The organism is Streptomyces griseoruber (assembly GCF_001514205.1).
Classification (GTDB): Bacteria; Actinomycetota; Actinomycetes; order Streptomycetales; family Streptomycetaceae; genus Streptomyces; species Streptomyces griseoruber.
Genome location: NZ_KQ948836.1, coordinates 1 through 1,087, shown reverse-complemented (window position 1 = coordinate 1,087; position 1,087 = coordinate 1). Strand labels below are relative to the sequence as shown.

Sequence of the window (1,087 nt, the reverse complement as noted above, 5' to 3'; positions counted from 1 at the left end):
CCCCATGAAGGCAGCTGTCGTCCGAGCGTTCGGCGAGCCCCTGGTCATCGAGGAGCGCCCCGACCCGGAGCCCGGTCCCGGGCAGGTCCGTGTCCGGGTGGAGGCGTCGGGGCTGTGCCACACCGACATCCACGCGGCGCACGGCGACTGGCCCGTGAAGCCGAACCCCCCGTTCGTGCCGGGTCACGAGGGCGTCGGCCTGGTCGAGGCGCTCGGTGACGGTGTCACCCACCTGGCCGTCGGGCAGCGCGTCGCCGTGCCGTGGCTGGGCAGGGCGTGCGGACGCTGCGAGCACTGTCTGTCCGGCTGGGAGACCCTGTGCGAGCAGCAGGTCAACACCGGTTACGGCTGTGACGGCGGCTACGCCGGGAAGATGCTGGCGTGGGCCGACTTCGCCCAGCCCGTGCCCGACGGCGTCAGTCCCTTCGACGCCGCCCCGCTCACCTGCGCGGGCGTGACGACGTACAAGGCGCTGAAGGTCGCCGACGTCAGGCCCGCCCAGCTCGTCGCGATCTCCGGCGTCGGCGGGCTCGGCCATCTGGCCGTGCAGTACGCGAAGATCGCCGGCGCCACGGTCGCCGCGATCGACGTGACCGACGAGAAGCTCCAGCTGGCCGCCGACCTCGGCGCGGACATCCTGATCGACGCCCGCAAGGAGAACGTCGGCGAGGTCCTCAAGCGGTACGGCGGCGCCCACGCGGCGATCGCGCTCGCGGTGAACGACGCGGCCTTCGAGGCCGTCAACTCCGGTCTGCGGCGCGGCGGCAAGCTGGTCATGGTGGCTCTGCCGGCCCACGGCACGGTCCGTGTCCCGATCTTCGACACCGTTCTGAACGGCACCTCCGTCATCGGCTCGATCGTCGGCACCCGCCAGGACCTCGCCGAGGTGTTCCAGCTGCACGCGGCCGGCCGCACCCGGGTCATCCACGAGACCCGCCCGCTGGAGGCCGTCAACGAGTCGATCGAGGCCGTGCTGCGCGGCGAGGTCAAGGCCCGGATCGTCTTCGACCTCGGAGCGGGGCGGTGAGCGCCATGGCCCTCCCGGTCGTCGTCGGTGTGGACGGCTCCGAACCCGGCCTGCGGGCCG

General features: G+C 72.8%; 1 protein-coding gene. It reads left to right on the top strand.

Translation table 11 applies throughout. The features are described from left to right. The first annotated feature begins 4 nt into the window (after window positions 1–4). Complete coding sequence (locus AQJ64_RS44865) at window positions 5–1,027, top strand: zinc-dependent alcohol dehydrogenase (RefSeq protein ID WP_055633538.1); 1,023 nt, start codon at window positions 5–7, stop codon at window positions 1,025–1,027. Window positions 1,028–1,087: the final 60 nt, after the last annotated feature.

Excerpts from the sequence above, each read along its gene's own strand:
- AQJ64_RS44865 (WP_055633538.1), top strand. The coding sequence starts at position 5 with ATGAAGGCAGCTGTCGTCCGAGCGTTCGGCGAGCCCCTGGTCATCGAG.